Annotated in this window: 20 protein-coding genes; 3 read left to right on the top strand and 17 right to left on the bottom strand. The window is 32.0% G+C overall.

What is annotated here, in order from left to right; genetic code table 11:
• Positions 1 to 137: 137 nt before the first annotated feature.
• From guaA to bshC, 3 genes are all read right to left on the bottom strand, one after another.
• On the bottom strand, positions 138 to 1,673 hold the full coding sequence (gene guaA, locus V8G69_RS13820) for a glutamine-hydrolyzing GMP synthase (RefSeq protein WP_394882637.1): 1,536 nt from the start codon (positions 1,671 to 1,673) through the stop codon (positions 138 to 140).
• A 61-nt stretch (positions 1,674 to 1,734) separates the two neighbouring features.
• A complete protein-coding gene (locus tag V8G69_RS13815; RefSeq protein ID WP_394882636.1) occupies positions 1,735 to 3,108 on the bottom strand; it encodes a pyridoxal phosphate-dependent decarboxylase family protein in 1,374 nt (457 codons plus the stop codon).
• A 3-nt stretch (positions 3,109 to 3,111) separates the two neighbouring features.
• A complete protein-coding gene (gene bshC, locus V8G69_RS13810) occupies positions 3,112 to 4,716 on the bottom strand; it encodes a bacillithiol biosynthesis cysteine-adding enzyme BshC (RefSeq protein WP_394882766.1) in 1,605 nt (534 codons plus the stop codon).
• A 263-nt stretch (positions 4,717 to 4,979) separates the two neighbouring features.
• Between bshC and V8G69_RS13805 the strand changes: the two genes are divergently transcribed.
• Entirely contained in the window at positions 4,980 to 6,284 is a 1,305-nt protein-coding gene (locus tag V8G69_RS13805; protein ID WP_394882635.1) for a carboxypeptidase-like regulatory domain-containing protein, read from the top strand.
• Between the two features lie 8 nt (positions 6,285 to 6,292).
• Here the strand turns inward: V8G69_RS13805 and V8G69_RS13800 are convergent, their stop codons facing one another.
• Positions 6,293 to 6,490, bottom strand: a complete 198-nt coding sequence (locus V8G69_RS13800) for a hypothetical protein (RefSeq protein ID WP_394882634.1) — start codon at positions 6,488 to 6,490, stop codon at positions 6,293 to 6,295.
• A gap of 177 nt (positions 6,491 to 6,667) precedes the next feature.
• Here V8G69_RS13800 and V8G69_RS13795 point away from each other — a divergent pair, with 177 nt between their 5' ends.
• Complete coding sequence (locus V8G69_RS13795) at positions 6,668 to 7,174, top strand: hypothetical protein (RefSeq protein WP_394882633.1); 507 nt, start codon at positions 6,668 to 6,670, stop codon at positions 7,172 to 7,174.
• Positions 7,175 to 7,326: 152 nt separating this feature from the next.
• Here V8G69_RS13795 and rimO read toward each other — a convergent pair whose 3' ends face one another.
• The gene (gene rimO, locus V8G69_RS13790; protein WP_394882632.1) at positions 7,327 to 8,628 is read right to left on the bottom strand and encodes a 30S ribosomal protein S12 methylthiotransferase RimO; all 1,302 of its coding nucleotides are present in this window, start codon (positions 8,626 to 8,628) and stop codon (positions 7,327 to 7,329) included.
• A 141-nt stretch (positions 8,629 to 8,769) separates the two neighbouring features.
• Between rimO and V8G69_RS13785 the strand changes: the two genes are divergently transcribed.
• Positions 8,770 to 9,846, top strand: coding sequence for a serine hydrolase domain-containing protein (locus tag V8G69_RS13785; RefSeq protein WP_394882631.1), 1,077 nt, complete (start codon positions 8,770 to 8,772; stop codon positions 9,844 to 9,846).
• On the opposite strand, the gene V8G69_RS13780 is transcribed toward V8G69_RS13785, so the two are convergent.
• From V8G69_RS13780 to recR, 12 genes are all read right to left on the bottom strand, one after another.
• Positions 9,843 to 10,271 carry an SRPBCC domain-containing protein gene (locus tag V8G69_RS13780; protein WP_394882629.1) on the bottom strand — a complete coding sequence of 143 codons (429 nt, stop codon included), beginning with the start codon at positions 10,269 to 10,271 and terminating at the stop codon, positions 9,843 to 9,845. The two genes, V8G69_RS13785 and V8G69_RS13780, sit on opposite strands and share 4 nt — an antisense overlap.
• A gap of 2 nt (positions 10,272 to 10,273) precedes the next feature.
• Complete coding sequence (gene ftsY / locus V8G69_RS13775; protein ID WP_394882627.1) at positions 10,274 to 11,227, bottom strand: signal recognition particle-docking protein FtsY; 954 nt, start codon at positions 11,225 to 11,227, stop codon at positions 10,274 to 10,276.
• 190 nt (positions 11,228 to 11,417) lie between these two features.
• On the bottom strand, positions 11,418 to 11,570 hold the full coding sequence (locus tag V8G69_RS13770; RefSeq protein WP_394882626.1) for a DUF4295 domain-containing protein: 153 nt from the start codon (positions 11,568 to 11,570) through the stop codon (positions 11,418 to 11,420).
• Positions 11,571 to 11,616: 46 nt separating this feature from the next.
• Positions 11,617 to 11,799: a 50S ribosomal protein L33 gene (rpmG, locus tag V8G69_RS13765; protein WP_007648529.1), complete on the bottom strand. Its 183-nt coding sequence runs from the start codon at positions 11,797 to 11,799 to the stop codon at positions 11,617 to 11,619.
• A gap of 25 nt (positions 11,800 to 11,824) precedes the next feature.
• Entirely contained in the window at positions 11,825 to 12,061 is a 237-nt protein-coding gene (gene rpmB / locus V8G69_RS13760; RefSeq protein ID WP_394882624.1) for a 50S ribosomal protein L28, read from the bottom strand.
• A gap of 82 nt (positions 12,062 to 12,143) precedes the next feature.
• A complete protein-coding gene (locus V8G69_RS13755; RefSeq protein ID WP_394882622.1) occupies positions 12,144 to 13,394 on the bottom strand; it encodes a competence/damage-inducible protein A in 1,251 nt (416 codons plus the stop codon).
• A complete protein-coding gene (locus V8G69_RS13750; RefSeq protein WP_394882621.1) occupies positions 13,394 to 13,735 on the bottom strand; it encodes an Hpt domain-containing protein in 342 nt (113 codons plus the stop codon). The genes V8G69_RS13755 and V8G69_RS13750 overlap by 1 nt, the downstream gene beginning before the upstream one ends.
• On the bottom strand, positions 13,735 to 14,346 hold the full coding sequence (locus tag V8G69_RS13745; RefSeq protein ID WP_394882620.1) for a fumarylacetoacetate hydrolase family protein: 612 nt from the start codon (positions 14,344 to 14,346) through the stop codon (positions 13,735 to 13,737). Before V8G69_RS13745 ends, V8G69_RS13750 begins: the two co-directional genes overlap by 1 nt.
• Before the next feature lie 21 nt (positions 14,347 to 14,367).
• The gene (locus tag V8G69_RS13740; RefSeq protein ID WP_394882619.1) at positions 14,368 to 15,141 is read right to left on the bottom strand and encodes an exonuclease domain-containing protein; all 774 of its coding nucleotides are present in this window, start codon (positions 15,139 to 15,141) and stop codon (positions 14,368 to 14,370) included.
• A gap of 95 nt (positions 15,142 to 15,236) precedes the next feature.
• Positions 15,237 to 16,556, bottom strand: coding sequence for a dihydrolipoamide acetyltransferase family protein (locus V8G69_RS13735; protein WP_394882617.1), 1,320 nt, complete (start codon positions 16,554 to 16,556; stop codon positions 15,237 to 15,239).
• 86 nt (positions 16,557 to 16,642) lie between these two features.
• Positions 16,643 to 17,746 carry a glycosyltransferase family 2 protein gene (locus V8G69_RS13730; RefSeq protein ID WP_394882616.1) on the bottom strand — a complete coding sequence of 368 codons (1,104 nt, stop codon included), beginning with the start codon at positions 17,744 to 17,746 and terminating at the stop codon, positions 16,643 to 16,645.
• A 10-nt stretch (positions 17,747 to 17,756) separates the two neighbouring features.
• Complete coding sequence (recR, locus tag V8G69_RS13725; protein WP_394882615.1) at positions 17,757 to 18,374, bottom strand: recombination mediator RecR; 618 nt, start codon at positions 18,372 to 18,374, stop codon at positions 17,757 to 17,759.
• Positions 18,375 to 18,416 lie beyond the last annotated feature (42 nt).

Raw genomic sequence — 18,416 nt, 5'->3', positions numbered from 1 at the left:
ACGCAAATTTTACTCAAGCAAGATACTTTCAATATTATAAATATAGTTTATAAATATTGGAACGCCCAAACCTAAAATAGAATTTTACTTATTTTGAATCATTCACAAATTAAGACTCAAAATGAATTTAAAAGTCACTATTCCCACTCAATAGTTGCTGGCGGTTTTGAGCTAATATCATAAACTACTCTATTAACGCCTTTTACTTTATTTATTATGTCGTTTGAGGTTTTTTGTAAAAACTCATAAGGTAAGTTAACCCAATCTGCTGTCATACCATCAGTACTTTCAACAGCTCTAAGAGCAACACATTTTTCATAAGTACGCTCATCACCCATAACACCTACGCTGTTTACTGGCAGTAAGATGGCGCCAGCTTGCCAAACTTTATCATACAAGCCCCATTCACGAAGTCCGTTAATAAAAATAGCATCTACCTCTTGAAGAATACGCACTTTCTCTGCAGTAATATCTCCTAAAATACGAATGGCCAATCCAGGTCCAGGAAATGGATGTCGACCCAACAATAAAGGATCAATTCCTAAAGTGGCACCAACACGACGAACCTCATCTTTAAACAATGCTTTAAGTGGTTCAACAATTTTAAGCTTCATAAAATCCGGTAACCCTCCAACATTATGATGGCTTTTAATAGTTGCAGATGGTCCACCAGTAGCAGACACACTTTCTATAACATCAGGATAAATGGTTCCTTGGGCTAGCCAAGTAACATTTTCGATTTGGTGAGCTTCATCATCAAACACTTCAATAAAAGCATTACCTATAGCTTTACGTTTTTTCTCCGGATCATCAATTCCCGCTAAGGCATCTAGAAAACGTTTGGAAGCATCAACACCTTTAACGTTAAGCCCCATGCCTTCGTATTGTTTTAAAACACTTTCAAATTCGTTTTTACGAAGCAATCCATTATTAACAAAGATGCAGTACAGATTTTTTCCAATAGCTTTATGAAGCAAAACCGCTGCTACGGATGAATCTACACCACCAGAAAGCCCTAAAACAACTTTATCATTACCAACTTGTTTTTGAAGTGACTCAACCGTTTCTTCAACAAAAGATTGTGGTGTCCAATCTTGATGTACACCAGCTATATGAACTAAAAAGTTTTCTAATAAATGTTTTCCATCGGTTGAATGGTAAACTTCAGGATGAAATTGAATAGCATAAGTCTCTTCACCTTCAATTCTGAATGCCGCATTTTCAACATCATTGGTGCTGGCTATTAAAACAGCATTTGTTGGCAAATGCTTTATAGTATCACTATGGCTCATCCAAACCTGACTCCCTTTTTGAATACCTGCTAGGAAAGCTTCATCATTTTTTATAAATGATAAATTGGCTCTACCATATTCTCTGGTATTTGATGGAGCTACTTCGCCTCCAGAAAAATGTGCTAAATACTGAGCGCCATAACAAACCGCAAGCATTGGCTTTTTTCCACGTATTTGTGACAAATCCGGATGTGGTGCATCTTCTCCTCTAACAGAAAAAGGGCTTCCAGACAAGACCACTGCATTGTATTCTGATACATTTGCAGGTATTTTGTTGTAAGGATGAATTTCACAATAAATATTGAGTTCTCTAACTCTACGGGCAATAAGCTGTGTGTATTGCGACCCGAAATCTAAAATAAGTACCTTGTTGTGTTGCATGCGCAAAAGTAATAATTGATTTTAGAATGCGAAATTAGCCTTGTACTTTTTTTATAAATTTTTAAATCATTGAATCTAAAATCATTTCAATGTCTTTTTCAGTCGTATCTGGGTTGATAAAACAAAAACGAGAAACGGTTTCAAACGATTCACCTTTTTTCCACTTTGTTGGTGTTACTAAAGCAAAACCTTTTTTATGATTTTCATAGGTCCAATGCGTATAGTCTTCAGGTTTCCAACCTATTCTTCTATATAAAACACAAGATAAACTTGGGTCTCTGACCAGCTCAACGTGAGGCTTTTCATTTATTAATCTGCCTGCAATTTGAGCCAATTCAAGTCCGCGCTCAACCGCTTCTTTATACCTGTCCGTACCATGCATTGCTAATGAAAACCATAATGGCAAACCTCTAACACGTCTTGTTAATTGTATCTGATAATCAGAAGGATTAAAACCATGCGCCCCTTCATCTTTAAAAATATCTAAATAAGACCCTTGTTGTGAATGTGCTTCTTTAGCTAATTCAGGATTTTTATAAATAACTGCCCCACAATCATAAGGTGAGAACATCCATTTATGTGGATCGATGGTAATACTATCTGCTTTTTCAATGCCATTAAATAAATGCCTTACAGAATCTGCTGCCAAAGCACCACCTCCATAAGCTGCATCAATATGAAACCACAAATGTTCCTTTTTACAAATTGTTGCAATACCAGATAAATCATCAATAATACCTGCATTGGTTGTACCGCCAGTTCCTACAACTGCAAATAATCGTTGCCTTTGGTGAGGCGTTAACTTATCTATAGTAGATTGTAATGCGTCTGCTTCCAATTTATCTTCAGTATCAACCAATAAAACATCAACATCAACCACTTTCGCCATAGCTTTAACAGAAGAATGTGCCCCAATAGATGTAATTATTATGCCTTTTTCGCTTTTATTTTTATCATTCAAACTTCTCCAGTATTCCCTTGCAGTAACTATTGCCGAAAGATTAGCAGCAGTTCCGCCACTTGTAAAAACACCAAAAGCTCCTTCTGGCAATCCGGTAAGTGATACTATCCATTTCATGGCTTCGTTTTCACAAAATATACCTCCAGCACCTTCCATCCAATAAGCCCCATGAATACTGGATGCAGATGTTACCAAATCAAACATAATAGCTGCTCTTGTTGGTGAAGCCGGTACAAAAGCTAAATGCCTTGGATGATCTATTGACACATTGGCTTTCACTAAATGCTCCTTCCACAAATTAAAAGCTACTTCTCCACCAATTCCTTTTGCAGTAACGGTTTCCCCTACTAACGCTTTTAAATCTTCTGCTTTTTGTGGAACTCCAATTTTGGGTTCTATTACTGAAATTCTATCAATGGCATATTTCATGACATCTAATGTCATATTAACTAAATCAATATCTATCTTATGCATTACCTAAAGTGTTAATATTAAAAACTCAGCGTTAAGAGGTTTTAAGTTTTCTATTAATTGAGGAATTAATTGTTCTCCATATTCTAAATAGAACTGGGAAAAATTGGTATTACGTTCTTGCAAGCTTTGATTTGGAAACAACTCGTTTTGAATATCGGTCATTCTTAAAACTTGGTCTTGAAGTTTTATTTTTTGAGCTTTAAGCAATCTTTTTTCAAGGTTATCTATTCCTTTTAATTGCTTTTTTTCTTGTGATTTTACAGCACCTAGAAATGATTTATCTGTTTCTTCTGCAAGTTTATATAACGCTTCAAACTGTTCTTTTAAATACTTTTTTTGAGAAGAGAAATCAATATCAATATTCGATATTTCCCTTACTTTTTTATTTATTAAAACATCTCTCTTTAAAAAAACATCTTCAACAGAAATATTTAAATTCTGAAGTTTTTTTTGTTGTTTAACCGTTTGAATTAATACTGAATTACGAAGTAAAAGAATCGGGAATGGTATTTTAACTTCATCAAAAAATTGTTTTAACTCAACCCAATATGCCAATTCTCCGCCGCCTCCTATATAACATAAATTAGGCAAAATAACTTCTTGATATAAAGGTCTCATAATCACATTTGGACTAAAACGCTCAGGATAATTTTCAACCTCATTTAAAATACTCACTTCAGTCCAAGAAATATCACTATCTACAACAGAATATTTACCTTCTTCAAAAACAATTCTTTCACGTAAATTTTCACCCAAATAAAACAAATTTATCTCACGAGGATTTACCTGAATGTTGTAAGAATGATTGGGTAAACTATTTATTTTTTCAATGGTTTCTGTTACAGATTTATATGAAGTGTTATTTAATAATTCATCCTTAATGAAGGGAACAAACAATTGCTTTAACACAGCATCATTGCCATCTATAATTACCAAACCATATTCAGAAAAAAGAGCATTGGTTAAAAATCTTGTTGCATCGGCCAGGTTTTGATGTTTTAAATAAGCTTCTGAAAATAAATTCCTTAAAAAATCTGCCTGCTTGCCAATACCTAAATCTTTTGAAAACAATTCAAAAACATCTTTTAATCCTTCAGTTGATAATTCTCCAACAGCACCGCTTGCTGACCTGTTCCAACGAACTTTTTTTCCTTTAAAATTAAAATAGTTTATTTCTTCAAAATCATGATCTTCGGTAGCCATCCAATAAATTGGCACAAAATTATAATCTGGATAAGCTTCCTTTAATTCGGTTGTAAGATTGATTGTTGAAACAATTTTATATAGAAAATAAAGTGGCCCCGTAAAAATATTTAATTGGTGACCTGTCGTTATTGTAAAGGTGTTTTCTTGTTTTAAAGATTCAATATTTTGGGAAGTAAACTCAGAAATTTCAAAATTAGCGTATTGCTTTTGTAAGCTTTCAACTAATTTGGTTCTAGTAACTAAACCAAATGACTCTTGCTTTTCTTCAATTTGGCTTTTAAAGTTTTCAAGTTTTGGAAAATTATTATAAAAAGGTTGCAACGTAGAAGATTCTTCAAGATAATCACAAATAAGTGATGAAAAATAACCCGTTTTTTTAAATGAAATACTTTCAGTTGGCATATTTACTGTTACTGTATATAAAATGTAAAGATACATTTAATACATTTTGATTTTCTAAAAAATTAGTTAAGACTTATTGCAGAGTTTAAAAAATATTTCGGTTTAAGTAATGCTTCTGAATAAAATAATCTATAAATAAGCCGGAAAAGCTACAATTAAATTAAAATCAATTTCCTTAATTAATAATTGAATAAAATCTTGATTTTTTAAATGGATTTCACTATATTAATAGGTTAGAAATTAACTCCTTAAGACTCGATATCATGAAAAAAATACGTGCTATAAAATGGATTAAGTTTTTATTCATTACATCCAATTTTTTATTTTTTTTAGTGTTTTATTCAAATGCTCTGGCAACTAATTTATTTCAAGAGCCAAATCAAGTTATTCAAAAAATTAATGAGTACAAAGGAATTGTTTTAGACAGCAATTCTAAAGAACCGCTTGCCTATGCAGATATAAACATTAGCGAAACTAATATTGGAACCGTTTCAAACAATGAAGGCGAGTTTTTATTAAAAGTACCTAGTGAATATTTGGATAAAACAATCATGATTTCACTTTTAGGCTATATTAAAAAGGAAATCCCAATTGCATTACTTAAAAAGGAAAACAATAAAATTCTATTAGATGTTTCAATTACTGAACTCGGTTTTGTAAATGTATATGGCATTAAAGATGCTGAAGCTTTGGTTCGCGCAACTTTAGATAGAAAAAGTGAATTTTATGATGATGTCCAAAAGAACATGACAGCCTTTTATAGAGAAACTATAAAAAACAGAAATAAAAACGCATCTCTTTCTGAAGCTATTTTAACAATTTACAAACAACCCTATTCAAATAATAAGCATGACAATATAAGTTTATTAAAATCAAGAAAAAGCACTGATTATTCAAGGCTTGATACTTTAGCATTAAAACTTCAAGGTGGTCCATTTAGTACCCTTTCCACAGATTTAATTAAATATCCTGAATACATTTTTGATAATGATAATCTTTCAAATTATCAATTTACTTTAGATAAATCTACAGAACTGAATAACCGGGTTGTTTATGTTGTAAATTTTAAACAAAAAATAAAAAACAATGACCCTTTATATTACGGAAAACTTTATATAGACTCACAAACACTTGCTTTAACCAGTGCCGTTTATAATTTGAATGTTGAAAACAGAGATTTAGTGAGCACCATGTTTGTTAGGAAAAAACCTAATAACGTTAAAGTTTACCCAACATTAGCATCATACAAAGTTGATTACAGAACTAAAAACGGCAAATGGTATTATGGCTATAGCAAAATTGAATTAACCTTTAAGGTAAATTGGAAAAGAAAATTATTCAACAGTGTTTATACTTTAAATAGCGAAATGGCCATTACAGATTGGAAAAAAACAGAGGAAAAAAATTTTTCTGGTGAAAAACTAAGCCCAAGTGTAATATTAACAGAAAAAGCTTCAGGTTTTTCTGATCCTGAATTTTGGGGCGAATACAATATCATTGAGCCAGAAAAATCGATAGAAAACGCAATTAAAAAAATTAATAAGCAGTTAGAAAAAGCTAACAGTTAGATTATTAATTACCATAACTGATGGACTTTTGGTTTTATAAATTCTGAATAAATTGATGTAATGGTTTTCATGTCTTCTAAAGACAAGTTTTCCATATCTTCAACTTGAAGATTGGACTTTACTTGTTCAAAACTTGAAGCTCCAGGAATGACGCAACTTACTTCTGATATTTTAAAACCTGTTTTTCCTAATAATTTATAATTCATCTTCAATAAAATTTTAAATACACGCTAAAGTAACCATCTTTTTGCTTCCCTAAAAAGCAAAACTGCTATTTTAAACAATTGACTTTGTGAGAAAAATTAACTAACTTCGTTTAACTGCTGATATAAACAATTGAAACATTTCATATCATCGCATTGGCAAACATTAACAAAACGCATATGAACAGAATAATTTTCACTATAATTTTCACTTTCTTTTTTACGAATATCTATTCTCAAGACACATATGTGAAATTACCATTTACGAAAAGTAATTGTCCAACAATCATAATTGAAAATGACATTATTGCGAATGAAAATACCATCGGAGCAACAAAAGAATTAATTGCTGAAATAAGTGTTCTGAAAGACAAACCAAATCGGAAAGAGCATAAATTTTTCAATCTGACTGAAAACGGAATTATTTTTGTCAGTTTAAAGAAAGAAACTGCTTTTAAAACACAATCTGAATTGAATGAATTTTTTGGAATTGAAAATAATAACGAAATCTATGTAAACGGATATTTAATAGAAAATTCTGATTTCAAAATTGCGACTGAATCTATTATAGAAATTGAATTGGTGGAACCTAATTCTAAAAATAAACTTGAAAACAAAGTAATTAACGTTTGGACTCTGACTAAAGAAAAAAGAATTAATGGTTGTGAAAGACAAAACGTGAATTAAAATAACGATTTGCCAACAAAGTGTAAAAATAATTGCTTAGTTCTAGACTACTCGGAAAATCCTACGGATTTTCCTCTGGTTCGTTCCATTTTTAGTAAGTTAGTTGCTTGCATACGCAACTATCCTTACACAAACAGTTAAACGAAACTTTTTCAAACAACTTCTGCGTACAAATCGAAATCTGCAGCATCTGTAATTTTAACCATAGCAAATTCACCAGTCTTTAAATAAGTTTTAGAAGCATCAATAAGAACTTCGTTATCAACGTCGGGTGAGTCAAACTCGGTTCTACCAACAAAATAACCACCTTCTTTTCTATCTATTACAACTTTAAAGGTTTTTCCAATTTTTTCCTGATTTAACTCCCAAGAAATCTGTGATTGAATCTCCATAATTTCATTGGCACGTTCTTGTTTTACTTCTTCAGGAACATCATCTTCAAGATTATAAGCATGTGTATTCTCTTCATGTGAATAAGTAAAACAACCCAAGCGTTCAAAACGCATGTCTTTAACCCATTGCTTAAGTGTTTGATAATCCTCTTCGGTTTCTCCAGGATATCCAACAATTAAGGTTGTTCTTATGGTCATATCTGGAACAGCTACTCTAAACTCCTTTAAAAGTTGAGTTGTTTTTTCCTTAGTAGTTCCTCTGCGCATACTTTTCAGAATACGATCGGAAACATGTTGCAATGGAATGTCTAAATAATTACAAATTTTTGGTTCGCGGTTCATTACTTCCAAAACATCCATAGGAAAACCTGTTGGAAACGCATAATGCAAACGAATCCACTCAATACCATCCACTTTTACAAGTGCTTCAAGCAATTCAGCAAGATTTCGCTTTTTGTATAAATCTAACCCGTAATAGGTCAAATCCTGTGCAATTAAAATCAGTTCCTTGACACCTTTTGCTGCTAGTTTTTCAGCTTCGATAACAATCTCTTCAATTGGCGTTGATTTATGTTTTCCACGCATTAACGGAATGGCACAAAAACTACACGGTCTATCACAACCTTCAGCAATTTTTAAATACGCATAATTTTTTGGTGTCGTTGTTAAGCGCTCTCCAATTAACTCGTGTTTATAATCGGCACCTAAAGCTTTTAATAATCCAGGAAGCTCGGTAGTTCCAAAATATTCATCAACATTTGGGATTTCCTTTAATAAATCTGGTTTATAACGTTCACTTAAACATCCTGTAACAAACACTTTATCAACTTCACCATCTTCCTTTTTTTGCACATACTCTAATATGGTATTCACACTTTCTTCTTTAGCATTATTAATAAATCCACAGGTATTAATAACTACAATATTTCCTTCCTCTTCATGAACTACGTCTTTTCCACTGGCTTTTAATTGCCCCATTAACACTTCACTGTCGTAAACATTTTTACTACAACCAAGGGTTACTACATTAATTCTGTTTTTCTTAAGTGATTTTGTACGCATATTATTTTTAAAATAAGTGTGCAAAGATACATAATGATTTGTGATTAATGGATATAGAATAAAAATTAGAGGATTTTGGGTTTTTGTGGATTCGTTAAACCTTTTATATATTTGATAGTCTTAAACTTAAAACCTACTGTTATGAAAAAATGGATATATTGCTTTTTAGCTATAAGCTCCTTTTTAGGATGTTCTTCAAACGACAACCCTATTGACCAAAATCCTACCGATGATCAACTATATTTTCCACCAATAAATTCAAACACTTGGGAAACTAAATCCATTACAGATTTAGGTTGGAATGAAGCTGCTTTGCAACCATTATTAGATTATTTAGAAGCAAAGAACACCAAAAGCTTTATGATATTGTATAATGGAAAAATTGTTACAGAAAACTATTTTAACGGACATAGTAATACCTCAACTTGGTATTGGGCCAGTGCAGGAAAAACACTAACATCTACCGTTTCTGGAATTGCACAAGACGAAGGCTTAATTAACATTAACAACAAGGTATCTGATTATTTGGGAACTGGATGGACAAGCGAAACCTTGGATAAAGAAAATTTAATTACCTGTAAAAATTTATTATCCATGAATTCTGGTATAGATGATAGTTTGGGTGACGATGTAAGTCCTGCAAACCTAATATATAAAGCAGACGCTGGCACACGTTGGGCTTATCATAATGTGTATGTTAAAATGCAGAATGTTATTGCTGCAGCAAGTAACCAAACATGGAACAGCTACTTTAACACGAAGCTAAGAGACAAAATTGGTATGACCGGACTTTGGATTGATTTAGATAATTTAAGTGTCTATTGGAGCACCACAAAAAGTATGGCACGTTTTGGACTCATGATTTATGCGAAAGGTAAATGGGAAAACAGTCAAATAGTTTCTGAAAGTTTTTTAAATGAAGCCACAAATACGTCTCAAAATATTAATCAAGCATATGGTTATTTGTGGTGGTTGAATGGAAAATCCAGTTATCATTTACCACAAACTCAGCTTCAATTTAGTGGTAGCTTAATACCAAATGCTCCTGATGATATGTATGCTGCTCTGGGTAAAAACGATCAAAAAATTTATGTTGTACCGAGTAAAAAATTAGTCATTATCAGAATGGGAGATGTTGCAAACCCTGACAACCCAACATTTGCTCTATCTGGTTTTGATAATGAGTTGTGGGGTAAAATTAATACCTTGATTAATTAATTTCTGTTCTCAAAAGAAATAATAACTCCTTTCTCAAGATAATTTTTTAGTCCGTTTAAAAGCATAGCCCAACAAAATGAAGAATACTTAAAATGATGGTTAGCCTCCGGCCAATTCACATGACTGAACTTAACTAAAGTACCCTCCTTGGTGGTTACCAAATCAAAACCAAAAGTAGTTGGATTCCAATCAGCATCAGATTGAGTCATTTTTAAATGAAACGAAGCATTAGGTTCCGCTACCGAAACTTTACAAAACCAATTGTAATCATCTGTAAAGTTTAAATTATATTCTAAACCTAATTCAGGTTTCCCAGAACTTTTCAGTGTCCACCAATTGTTTAAATGTTGAGGCAGAGAAACCGCATCAAAAACCTTATTGATAGGTGCTTTTATAATTAAGTTATGGAAAATATCAAAACTCATATCTATTTAAAAAATGAATCTACAAACTCAAATTTATTGAATACCTGAAGATCTTCAATACCTTCCCCAACGCCTATATATTTTACAGGGATTTGGAACTGGTCTGAAATACCTATCACCACACCACCTTTAGCAGTTCCATCTAATTTTGTAACGGCTAATGATGTTACCTCGGTAGCTGCTGTAAATTGTTTAGCTTGTTCAAATGCATTTTGCCCTGTAGAACCGTCAAGTACCAATAATACATCATGTGGTGCATCATCAACAACTTTTTGCATCACACGCTTTACTTTGGTAAGTTCATTCATCAGGTTTACTTTATTATGTAAACGCCCTGCTGTATCAATTATAACAACATCGGCATTTTGGGTAACTGCACTTTTAAGAGTATCAAAAGCAACTGAGGCAGGATCACTTCCCATGGACTGTTTCACTAATGGCACATCTACTCTATCTGCCCAAACTTGAAGTTGGTCAATTGCGGCTGCTCTAAAAGTATCGGCTGCCCCTAAAACCACATTTAAACCTTGCTTTTTAAATTGATAAGCTAGTTTACCAATGGTAGTAGTTTTACCCACTCCATTAACACCAACAACCATCATAATATATGGTTTTTTGTTTTGAGGAATTACAAAATCTGTATCTTCTCCACTATTGGTTTCCGATAATAAACCAGCTATTTCTTCACGAAGTATTTGATTCAACTCATCTGTTCCAAGATATTTATCTTTTGAAACTCTTGATTCAATACGCTCAATAACTTTTAAAGTTGTATTGACTCCAACATCACTTGATACCAAAATCTCTTCGAGATTATCTAAAACCTCATCATCAACTTTAGATTTTCCCGCAACTGCTTTACTGAGTTTATTGAAAAAAGTTTTTTTGGTTTTCTCTAAACCTTTGTCTAGTGTTTCCTTTTTTTCTGATGAAAATATCTTTTTAAAAAAGCTCATTCAAATTATCTTTATATGATTTAAAAGCTAGTTAGAAAAGTTTTAACCTTGTGCTAACGCCTAAATTACAATAACAATTTTCTTGCCTTAAAGCTGATACTGAAAAATTGTCATTAATATCTTGATGTAAATATAAAACAAAAGCCACTTTATATAAAGTGGCTTTTAAATATTATATAAAAAGTAATTCTTATTTCTTATTCAAGAAATCGCTTACTAGTTCTGGTGCCATAATCGCTTCAACAAACATGTATGCTCCGGTTTTTGGAGACTTTACCATTTTTATTGCTTTTGATAATCTTTTTGATGAAGTTTGTAATGATGCTACTGTTTTCTTTGCCATGACTTTATAAGTTATTTGACATTTTCACTAAAGCGAAAATCTCTAATTATTTAATTTCTTTGTGAACTGTCATACGTTTTAAGATTGGATTAAATTTCTTTATCTCCATTCTATCTGGCGTATTCTTCTTGTTTTTAGTTGTAATGTATCTTGAAGTTCCTGGTTGTCCAGATTCTTTATGCTCAGTACATTCTAAAATTACTTGTATTCTGTTACCTTTCTTTGCCATTTCTTTTACTTATTAAATACAGCTATTATTTTAAAAATCCTTTAGATTTTGCATCCTTAATTGCTGCAGCAATACCTATTTTGTTAATAGTTTTTAAAGCAGATGTTGATACTTTTAAAGTTACCCAGCCATCTTCTTCCGGAATGTAAAAACGTTTCTTAATTAAATTAGCATTGAACTTGCGTTTAGTTCTATTTAATGCATGCGACACGTTGTTACCAACCATTGCTTTCTTTCCTGTAAGTTCACAAACTCTTGACATTATTTTATAACTTTAAATTTTTGTTGTTTAAAAACGAGGTGCAAATATACAAAATCTTTAATTTATGACAATCTAATTTTTATCAATTTTTAAAAATTTCTTTCAGAAGCATTTCAAAGGCTTTATTTACAGCTTTATTTATCACTTTTGAACGTCCATTACCGAACATGAATTTTTCTGAATAAACGCCGTTTTTTGTAGCTATAGCTATAAAAACAGTCCCTACTTCGGCATCAGAATCTCCTTTGGTAGGCCCAGCGTTTCCTGTTGTTGCTACTGAAAAATCTGAATCAAATAATTCTAAAACTCGCTTCGCCATAGCTTCTGCTACTTGAGAACTTACAACTGAATGAGAGTCAATAACATCTTTTGGAATCCCTAAAACATTAATTTTGGAGTCTGTTGCATAACTAACTATACTTCCTTTAAAATAATTTGATGCACCCGCATGAATTGTAAATCGTTCCGCAATTTTGCCTCCAGTACAGCTTTCAGCAACTGCTAATGTTTGTCCTAATTTGGTTAACTCGTTTGCAATTATAGATTCAACCGCACCTTCTTCATCTTCATAACCAAAAAAATTGTCCTTTATTAACGGTAGCAAATTATCTATTTGTACTTGAACTTCAGTTTTAATTTTTTCTTTATCGAACCCTTTGGCCGATAAACGTAAACGAACTTTTCCTAAATCTGGCAAATAAGCCAATTTAATAAAACTAGGCAATGCATCTTCCCATGACTCAATTTTTGCCGCTAAAGTGCTTTCTCCCAACCCATAAACCAACAATGTTTTATGCAAAATAAAAGGCAAATGATACTTTTTTGTAAGCCTTGGCAAAACTTCATTTTGAATTAAGGCCTTCATTTCAAATGGCACTCCTGGTAGTGATATGAATACTTTATTGTCTTTTTCAATCCACATTCCAGGCGCTGTTCCATTTAGATTCATCAAAACTTTTGCTTTAGAAGGAACAAGAGCTTGGTCTTTATTGACTTGCAAAAGCGTTTGCCTCACGTAAAGTTTCCAGATATTTTCAATATTTTCTAATACAGATTGGTTTAAAACCAAGGTATCATTAAAATATTCAGCAATTGTTTTTTTGGTAATATCATCTTTCGTAGGACCTAAACCACCTGTTATAATAATAATCTCAACTCGACTTTCTGCTTCTTTAAAAGCTGTTAAAATGTGATTTTTATCATCTTGAACAGAAGTAATTTGATACACAGAAACTCCCATTTTATTTAGCTCCTTAGCTATAAATGCAGAATTGGTATCTACAACTTGTCCTATAAGGAGTTCATCCCCAATGGTGATTATCTCGGCAAGCATTATAAATTAAAGTCTGATTTTATTTCTGCTACTGCGTTATCAACAGCAGAAATAACGGTATTTAATTGAGAGGTGATGTCCAAATCCCGTTTTTCGAATTTTCCCCAATCTTGCACTTCAATTAAAATATCAAGTACACCCAACTCAAACAAATCAACAGTTGGTTTCATTTTATGAGCAGCTTGATATGCGTTATAATAATCTTTTTCTGCAACTGCTTTTTTTAATCGCTCTGCATCTTCAGGAACTTCTTCTAAAAATGCTGCTGCTAATGCGTCAATGAAATCTTGATCATTGTCTGCTAATTCTTTTACTCTATATAATTTGTAGTGCTGTTCCATTATTTTACTGTTATTGAAAACATCTGTTTGTTTTCTATAAATCCTTTAAGTTTATCATTTGTAATTACTTTGCCTACCCCAGCTGGAGTTCCTGTAAAGATAATATCTCCAATCTTTAAAGTAAAATATTTTGAGATATATTCTATCAATTCATCAATTTTCCAAAGCATATGGCTAGTATTTCCTAATTGTACAATAGTATCATTCTTTTTTAAGGAAAACTCAATGGCATTAACATCTTTTATGTCTTTAACTGGTATCCAATCGCCAATTACAGCTGCACCATCAAAAGCTTTTGCTTTTTCCCAAGGCAAACCTTTTTCCTTTAATTTGTTTTGTAAATCTCTTGCTGTGAAATCGATTCCTAAACCTATTTCATCATAGTATTTATGAGCAAATTTTTTATCAATATATTTTCCAACCTTATTTATTCTAACCAATATTTCTACTTCATAATGGACATCATTTGAAAAATCCGGAATAAAAAAGGGTTGTTTTTTTACTAAAATTGAAGTGTCTGGTTTTAAAAATATTACAGGATCTGTTGGTTTTTCGTTTTCCAACTCTTTGATATGCTCTGCATAATTTCTTCCAATGCAAATAATTTTCATTTTTTTAATACTTTAATTTTATTAAAATTTATTATTAAAGTTTCTCAATTTAATAGCGGTCAAAACCTTTTTTGTGTACAATGGAAAATCTGCATTAAGCAACCATCCAAAATATCCGGGTTCGGTTTCTAAAACTTCGGTTACTAATTTTCCCTTGTGTTTTCCGAAAGAAAAACATTCTTCTCCATTTTTATTAAACGCAATAAATCCTGCAAAATCTGCAAATTGTTTTCGTGAACTAAATTCTGCCAAAAATTTGGTATCATTTTCAATTTCATCATATTTAGCAATTTGCGCCTTTAGCACTTCAAAAGTGGCTCTTGTATCAGCTTCTGCTCCATGCGCACCTTCTAATTCTTCATTACAATAAAACTTATATGCGGCACTTAAGGTACGCTGCTCCATTTTATGAAAAATTGTTTGGACATCAATAGCCACGCGATTTTTCATATCAAAATCCACATCGGCACGCAACATTTCTTCAGCAAGTAAAGGAATATCAAATTTATTGGAGTTAAAACCTCCTAAATCTGAATCTTTAATCATGTTATAAATTTCTTTTGCTAATTCTTTAAAAGTTGGTTTATCAGAAACATCTGCATCAGTAATTCCGTGAATAGCCGTAACTTCTTTAGGAATGGGCATCTCTGGGTTTACTAACCAAGTTTTGCTTTCTTCGTTTCCGTTAGGAAATATTTTTAAAATTGAAATTTCAACAATTCGATCTTTTGAAATATTTACGCCCGTTGTTTCAAGATCAAAAAAACAAATGGGTTTGGTAAGATTAAGATTCATCAACGATTATCTTTAAATTTTTATGTTCTTCTTATACAAAAATAGAAAAACCTAACCGTTTTAGGGTTAGGTTTTTCTATTGTTTATTTTGATTATTAAATTTCTCTATTACTATCCCAAGCTTCTAAATAATCCTTAACTGCTTTTACAAATTGCCCGCCAAGAGCACCATTAACAACACGATGGTCATAAGAATGTGATAAAAACATTTTATAACGGATTCCAATGAAATCACCTTCAGGTGTTTCAATAACTGCTGGAACTTTTCTAATAGCTCCAAGTGCTAAAATACCAACTTGCGGCTGATTGATTATTGGTGTTCCCATAATACTACCAAAAGTACCTACGTTAGTTACCGTATAAGTACCTCCTTGAATTTCGTCTGGTTTTAACTTATTGACTCTTGCTCTATTAGCTAAATCATTTACTTGTTTGGTCATTCCAACCAGGTTAAGTTGGTCTGCATTTTTAATAACGGGTACAATTAAATTTCCGTCAGCTAAAGATGCAGCCATCCCCAAATTGATGTTTTTCTTTTTTATAATAGTATCTCCTTGAACAGAAATATTCATCATAGGAAAATCACGAAGCGCCTTTGCTATAGCTTCCATGAAAATTGGCGTGAATGTTAAACTTTCACCTTCGCGTTTTGCAAAAGCATCCTTAACTTTATTTCTCCAATTCCAAATTTTTGTAACATCGGCCTCTATAAAACTTTGAACATGTGCTGATGTTTGAACAGATTCAACCATATGATGTGCAATAATTTTACCCATCCTGGTCATTTCAATAATCTCATCACCACCTGTTGGGATTACTGGCGCTTTCTCAACTTTAGGAACTTCAGCAACTTGAACTGGTTGTGTGGCTTCTTTAAAAACTGGTTGCTCTGTAGGCTTGGTTGTTCCTTTGTTATCAAGATAATCCAGAATATCATTTTTAGTAACTCTTCCGTCTTTTCCTGTGCCTTGAATACTATCTAACTCTGCTTGTGAGACTCCCTCTTGTTTGGCAATGTTTTTAACTAATGGCGAATAAAAACGATCTTCATTTGAAGTAATTGGTGCAATTGTTTCTTGAGCAGAAACTATAGTTTTCTCGATTTGAGAAATATTTTCTTGATGCAAATCTTCCTTAACAGAGCTTTCTATATTTGAACTTACAATAGCTTCTTCTTCAGTTTCAATAACAGCTATGACTTGCCCTACTTGAACAACATCATCCACATTAAAAAACTTTTCAACCAAAACTCCATCAACCTCACTTGGCACTTCACTATCAACCTTATCCGTAGCAATTTCAAGAACTGCTTCATCAAGTTCTATAGTATCGCCTACTTCTTTTAACCAACTTGTGATTGTTGCCTCTGCAACACTTTCTCCCATTTTTGGTAACTTAAGTTCAAATCTTGCCATATCAATAACGTAATACTCTGTTTTTAATTTTTGTTTGCAAAATTAATGAAAAATCATCAGTTTCGTTAAACTATTTACAATTAAAACTAGTGGAAATTTAAAATTTCTCCTCTACTAATCGCATCATCACTACCTATAACAAAATTAGAATTTTTAGGTAATATCTTAAAAGTCACTAACTTATTTTCACTAAAACCTTCAACCATTTGAATTATTTGCTTGAAAGTCAAAATATTATTATCAAATATAATTTCTGTATTATTTGGAATCTTCTCTTCTAAAATTGATTTTAAAATGACTTCTTTAGCTAAACTATTCTGCAATGGTAAGTTCATTCTGTTAGAAATAAAAATGAATCTTTCTACTTTTTTTCTTTGAATCACTGGAATCTTCCTAAATAGATAAACCATTCTAATTCCAACCCAAACCAATAAATTAAATATGGCATTTCTCTTAAAATGTTTTTTATAAAAAATTTGCATGGCTCCATAAAAACGCTTTGCATAAAGCTTGTCCCTCAAAGTACTTTCGCCTTTGTAATGAATCATTGCTAAATCGCCGAAATAATAATTGTGATAGCCTGCTTTTAAAACCTTATATGATAAATCTATATCTTCACCATACATAAAATAATCTTCATCAAATCCACCAACTGCATCAAAGACTTTAAGTTTCATAAACATAAAAGCTCCTACTAAAACAGATACTTTTTCTATTTGTTTTTCCTCTAAATGAGAAGCATAATACTCTTTAGCATTTCCCATTAATTTTTTTACAGCAACTTTTACATAAGGTATATTGCGTTTACTTTCTTGCAAGTACTCACCTCTACCATTAATCAATTTGCATCCAACAATTCCCAAGCTATCCTTACTTGAAGAAAAACTTAAAAGTCTTACAAAAATGTCTTCTGGTATAACGGTGTCTGGATTTAAAATACAAATGTATTCACCTTTAGCTTTTGCAATACCTATGTTATTCCCTTTTGAAAACCCAAAATTTTCTTTGTTCTCAATTAGAATTACTTCGGGAAACAATTCTTTAACCATTTGACAACTATCATCTTCTGAGTTATTGTCTACTACAATAATTTCGGAGTCAATAGTTTGAATTGCCTGTTGTACACTTTTCAAACACAGTTCTAAAAAGTATCGCACATTATAGTTTAAGATAATAACAGAGAGTTTCAAGGGAGAGAGATTATAGTTTTAAGGTGGGTTCAAAGGGAATTCGGTTTAAAATACTTCTTCCTAACGTAATTTCATCTGCATATTCTAGTTCATCACCAACAGAAATTCCTCTGGCAATGGTTGATGTAATAACATTGAAATCTTGAATTTGTTTGAAAATATAAAAATTAGTGGTGTCCCCTTCCATTGTAGAACTTAACGCAAAAATAAGCTCTTTAATATGCCCTTGCTTAACTTTTTTTACAAGAGATTCTATATTTAAATCATGAGGACCTATGCCATCCATTGGAGAAATTTTTCCTCCCAACACATGATATAATCCTTTAAATGAACTTGTATTTTCAATTGCCATTACATCTCTAATATCTTCAACAACACAAATTATTTCTTCATTTCTATTAGGATTTGAGCAAATTTCACATACATCTACATCACTAATATTATGGCAAGATTTACAGAATTTTATATCATTTCTCATAGTTTGCAACGCCTGAGATAATGAAACTATTTGCTCTTTAGGTTGCTTTAGCATGTGCAAAACCAAACGTAAAGCTGTACGCTTTCCAATTCCTGGAAGCTGTGACATTTCATTTACTGCGCGCTCTAATAATTTTGATGAAAATTCCATGTGGGCGAATTTACAATTTTAAAATAAACTGTTAAATTCAAT

Source organism: Gaetbulibacter sp. M235 (assembly GCF_043876835.1).
In the GTDB taxonomy this organism is placed as follows: domain Bacteria; phylum Bacteroidota; class Bacteroidia; order Flavobacteriales; family Flavobacteriaceae; genus Yeosuana.
Note: the sequence above shows the minus strand (reverse complement) of the source record. Positions and strands in the feature narration are given on the sequence as shown.